Below are 4,438 nucleotides of genomic sequence, written 5' to 3'. Positions count from 1 at the left end.
CAACAATTACATTCTGTTAATTTGTCTTTAATGCAACATGCTATTGAATGGCCAATTAATGCGTTAAATGAAGCAGATCTTGCGAGTCGACTAGTTCAATTCGTTAACAATAGCTAAGATACTGCTCTATAAATAAAAAAAGTCTAAATATATAGGAAATAGTGAAATGAAAACTGCTCATGAAATCCGTCCTGGTAACGTGATCATGTTAGATGGCAGCCCATGGGTTGTTCAGAAGACTGAAACAACTCGTTCTGGCCGTAACGCTGCAATCGTTAAGTTAAAATTAAAGAACGTATTGCTAGATTCTGGTACTGAACAAACCTTCAAAGGTGAAGACAAATTAGACGATATCATTTTAGAACGTCTTGATTGTACTTACTCATACTTCGCTGACCCTATGTATGTATTCATGGATGAAGAATACAACCAGTATGATGTAGAAGCTGACAACTTAGGTGATGCTGCTGACTATATCATTGATGGTATGGAAGACGTTTGCCAAGTGACTTTCTATGAAGGCAAGGCTATTTCTGTTGAATTACCAGTGCACATTGTTCGTGAAGTTATCTACACCGAGCCTTCTGCTCGTGGCGACACTTCAGGTAAAGTAATGAAGCCAGCTACCATTACTGGTGGTGGAACTGTTACTGTTGCTGACTTTGTTAAAGTGGGTGACAAAATTGAAATTGATACTCGTACAGGCGAGTTCAAGAAGCGCGTTTAATCGGCCGTTAACTTGAGTTATTCGTAAAATAGCAATAACACAAGTCAACTCAGCAAAAGCCAGCACTTAGTGCTGGCTTTTTTGTTATCAAACACTATACACATACTGATATGCAATCTAAAAATAGCATATAACACTAAAGCGATAGCTAATTTACGTCCACAATTAGCATTTAACACTAATATTATTATTCATTTTGCTTATTTCCTCTTTCACAATGCCAATAAATTCGTTATGGTTCGCTAACTTAAGCCGTATTTAGTTATCGAGAGTAGTCGTATGCGACCCATTATCAAATCCAATAAGCTTGATTCCGTTTGTTATGATATCCGCGGACCAGTACATAAAGAAGCCCGTCGTTTAGAAGACGAAGGTCATCGTATTTTAAAGCTTAATATCGGCAACCCTGCCCCCTTTGGATTTGAAGCCCCGGAAGAGATCGTTCGAGACGTTATTCTAAACTTACCCAGTGCCCAAGGTTACTGCGAGTCAAAAGGCTTATTCTCAGCGCGTAAAGCCATTGTGCAGCATTACCAAGCTCAAGGTATTTTTGGCGTCGATATTGAAGATATCTACATAGGTAATGGCGTATCTGAATTGATCGTAATGGCTATGCAAGGGCTGCTTAACACCGACGATGAAGTGTTAATTCCATCGCCTGATTATCCATTATGGACAGCTGCAGCAAACCTTGCTGGTGGCAAAGCAGTGCATTATCGCTGCGATGAAGAGGCCGATTGGTTTCCAGACTTAGACGATATTAAAAGTAAAATAAGCAGCCGCACACGTGCGATTGTGATAATCAACCCAAACAATCCAACTGGCGCTGTTTACAGTAAAGAATTGTTGTTAGAGGTTGTTGAGCTATGTCGTCAACACGATTTAATATTATTCGCTGATGAAATTTACGATAAAATTTTGTACGACGAAGCCAAACACATTCCTGCTGCGGGTTTGTCTGATGACATTCTTACCATTACCTTTAACGGTTTATCTAAAGCCTATCGCGCAGCAGGTTTTCGTGTAGGTTGGATGATGTTGTCGGGTAATTTAAAAGCTGCTAAAAGTTACATTGAAGGCCTAGAAATGCTCGCGTCAATGCGTCTGTGTGCAAATGTACCCAATCAACATGCTATTCAAACGGCATTAGGCGGTTATCAGTCAATTAATGAACTGATATTGCCTAACGGCCGTTTAACCATACAACGTGATGCGGTTTACGAACTGCTTAATCAAATCCCTGGGGTCAGCTGTAAGAAACCTAAAGGTGCCTTATACGCATTCCCCAAATTAGACATGAAAAAGTTTAATTTACGTGATGATGAACGTTTGGTGCTTGATTTATTAAAAACCAAAAAAATTCTGTTAGTTCAAGGAACTGCCTTTAACTGGCCTGAGCCAGATCACCTTAGAGTGGTTTTTTTACCCTATAAAGAAGACTTGGCTAAAGCGCTCACCGAGTTTGGTGATTTCTTGGAAGACTACCGCCAATAGCACCTTATCGAAAGAACTGTTCAATAAAACACTAAGCGACTGAACAGTCGCTTTTTTTTATCGATAAGCTCATGTAAGCTGAGACAAACTATTGAGCGCAGTAAGGAGTCTCATGAGTCATTTATTTGCCCATTTATCTCGGATGAAACTAATCCAACGCTGGCCGTTAATGCATAACGTGCGCCGCGAAAACGTTCAAGAGCATTCACTACAAGTGGCGATGGTCGCTCACGCTTTAGTGATTATCAGCAATAAAAAATTCGCTACTGACTTAGACGCCAATAAAGCGGCAACCATTGCCATCTATCATGATGCTAGCGAAATTTTAACTGGCGATTTACCCACACCAGTAAAATACTTTAATAAAGAAATAGAAGCCGAATATAAAAAGATTGAAGCCATAGCTGAACAGAGAATGTTAGAAATGGTGCCTGATGAGTTTAAAGACGATTACCGCAGCCTGTTTATCAGTGAAGAAGCGGATCCACAATACAAAGCCATTGTTAAAGCAGCCGATACTCTCTGCGCATATTTAAAGTGCTTAGAAGAACAAAAAGCCGGTAACAGTGAATTTAATAGTGCCCGTAAACGTTTAGAACAAATGTTAGACGACAACCCTAACCCGGCAGTAAGTTATTTCCGTGATTGTTTTATTCCAAGTTTCACCTTGAATTTAGACGAAATTAATCAAATGTTGTAAAGGAATTTTATGCCTGATAACACCATCGAGTCCAGTAATACAGAACAGAACAGTCGTTGGCAGCAACGTTTACTCGGTGAAGATAAACAGCGCCGTAATGATCATCGCAGCCCATATCAGCGTGATCGTGCACGTATTCTGCATTCAGCAGCATTTCGTCGGCTTCAAGCCAAAACGCAAGTGCTTGGCGTTGGCATGAATGACTTTTATCGTACTCGGCTAACACATTCATTAGAAGTATCACAAATTGGTACCGGCATAACTGCTCAGCTGCGTCGAAAATATCCGGACCTTAGGTATTTACTCAATTCAATGAGCCTCATTGAATCAATTTGTTTGGCTCACGACATCGGTCATCCACCTTTTGGCCACGGCGGTGAAGTCGCATTAAATTACATGATGCGCCATCACGGTGGCTTTGAAGGCAATGGGCAAACTTTTCGAATTTTAACTCGTTTAGAACCCTATACCCCTTCATGGGGGATGAACCTTACTCGGCGTACTTTGCTTGGGGTAATGAAATACCCAGCAACGTATTCGCAATTGTATATCGATCAGCTTAGGCCCGACATTGCCAACCATCGCCAATTAAAACCCTCAGAATGGCCACCTGTAAAAGGATTGTTTGATGATGATATGCCCATTATTGATTGGGTATTAGCGGCATTATCAGAATCAGATAGGCAGTTATTTATCAGCAGTGAACAAAGTCAGACACACGTTGATTATCCCCATTTGAAAACTCGCTATAAGTCATTTGATTGCTCGATTATGGAATTAGCAGATGATATTGCTTATGCAGTACACGATCTCGAAGATGCTATTGTCATGGGGATTGTCAACCAGAATCAGTGGCATCGCGATGTGGTTGGGCAGTTAACTGAAATCAAAGATGAATGGCTAATATCAGAAATCGCTAAAATTGGTGACAAGCTATTCTCTCATGAACATCATTTACGCAAAGATGCTATCGGTACCTTAGTCAACGGTTTCGTCACCGCGATTGGCATTAGCACTAACCCACAATTTGACGAAGACTTATTAAAATATAATGCCGAATTAGAGCCCGACTTTGCTGCAGCATTGCATGTACTGAAACAATTAGTATTCAAGTATGTTATTCGTAAACCTGAAATCCAGATGTTGGAATACAAAGGCCAACAGATTGTGATGGAATTGTTTGAAGCGTTTGCCTCGGATCCTGAACGCCTGTTACCGATTAATACTCGGGACCGATGGTTAGCAGAGCGGAATGCCAATAATAATCCAATGCGGGTGATTGCTGATTATATTTCTGGAATGACCGATGAATTTGCTGGGCGTTTACATCAGCAATTATTTGGTTCAAAAACCGCAGGCATTATGGAGTTAAGTCGCGAGCAATAACATTTATTGTCCTGTTTTTTTCATAAAAAAAGCGCTTGGTTATAACAACCAAGCGCTAACGGGTTAGATAAAGGGGAAATAACCCAAACTTCACACTTCACACTTCACAAAAAAATATAACAAAACAAAAC

4 protein-coding genes are annotated in these 4,438 nt (G+C 40.4%); all 4 read left to right on the top strand.

The window, feature by feature from the left end:
* The first annotated feature begins 166 nt into the window (after positions 1-166).
* The 4 genes from efp (at position 167) to H5202_RS18240 (ending at position 4,307) form a co-directional block, all read left to right on the top strand.
* Entirely contained in the window at positions 167-727 is a 561-nt protein-coding gene (gene efp / locus H5202_RS18255) for an elongation factor P (RefSeq protein WP_011637369.1), read from the top strand.
* A 279-nt stretch (positions 728-1,006) separates the two neighbouring features.
* The gene (locus H5202_RS18250) at positions 1,007-2,221 is read left to right on the top strand and encodes a pyridoxal phosphate-dependent aminotransferase (RefSeq protein ID WP_182773326.1); all 1,215 of its coding nucleotides are present in this window, start codon (positions 1,007-1,009) and stop codon (positions 2,219-2,221) included.
* Between the two features lie 112 nt (positions 2,222-2,333).
* Positions 2,334-2,921, top strand: a complete 588-nt coding sequence (gene yfbR / locus H5202_RS18245) for a 5'-deoxynucleotidase (protein ID WP_182773325.1) — start codon at positions 2,334-2,336, stop codon at positions 2,919-2,921.
* 9 nt (positions 2,922-2,930) lie between these two features.
* Positions 2,931-4,307, top strand: a complete 1,377-nt coding sequence (locus tag H5202_RS18240) for an anti-phage deoxyguanosine triphosphatase (protein ID WP_182773324.1) — start codon at positions 2,931-2,933, stop codon at positions 4,305-4,307.
* The last annotated feature ends 131 nt before the right edge of the window (positions 4,308-4,438 follow it).

Origin of the sequence: Shewanella sp. SG41-4, from assembly GCF_014164505.1 — a bacterium.
In the GTDB taxonomy this organism is placed as follows: Bacteria; Pseudomonadota; Gammaproteobacteria; order Enterobacterales; family Shewanellaceae; genus Shewanella.
Note: the sequence above shows the minus strand (reverse complement) of the source record. Positions and strands in the feature narration are given on the sequence as shown.

What these genes read in the sequence shown, in the direction of transcription:
- H5202_RS18250 (WP_182773326.1), top strand. Translation starts at nt 1,007, where the DNA reads ATGCGACCCATTATCAAATCCAATAAGCTTGATTCCGTTTGTTATGAT.
- efp (WP_011637369.1), top strand. Translation starts at nt 167, where the DNA reads ATGAAAACTGCTCATGAAATCCGTCCTGGTAACGTGATCATGTTAGAT.
- yfbR (WP_182773325.1), top strand. Translation starts at nt 2,334, where the DNA reads ATGAGTCATTTATTTGCCCATTTATCTCGGATGAAACTAATCCAACGC.
- H5202_RS18240 (WP_182773324.1), top strand. Translation starts at nt 2,931, where the DNA reads ATGCCTGATAACACCATCGAGTCCAGTAATACAGAACAGAACAGTCGT.